Origin of the sequence: Microbacterium sp. IEGM 1404, assembly GCF_030056775.1 — a bacterium.
GTDB lineage: Bacteria > Actinomycetota > Actinomycetes > Actinomycetales > Microbacteriaceae > Microbacterium.
On the sequence record NZ_JASHKP010000028.1, the window covers coordinates 1 to 224 of the forward strand.

1 protein-coding gene is annotated in these 224 nt (G+C 80.8%); it reads right to left on the bottom strand.

The features are described from left to right. Positions 1-16: 16 nt before the first annotated feature. Positions 17-224: hypothetical protein (locus QM517_RS18830; RefSeq protein ID WP_303655774.1), on the bottom strand; the 208-nt coding region annotated here is incomplete at its 5' end.

Sequence of the window (224 nt, forward strand, 5' to 3'; positions counted from 1 at the left end):
ATCGCGTAGAATGGCTCTAACTTGTGACCGAGGCGCGGCTCGCGGTGGGGACCGCGGCATGCAGGGCGGCGTGCTGGCGGGGGCGGGCGGGGCGGGGGCCGCGGCGGTCCGGCTGCCTCCGGACCGCCGGGCGGTGGGGCTGGCGGGCGGGGGCCGTGGCGGCGGGCAGGTTGGGCCCGGGGTCGACGGAGGTGGTCGCGGTCAGGAGCGACGGGGCGGGGGCG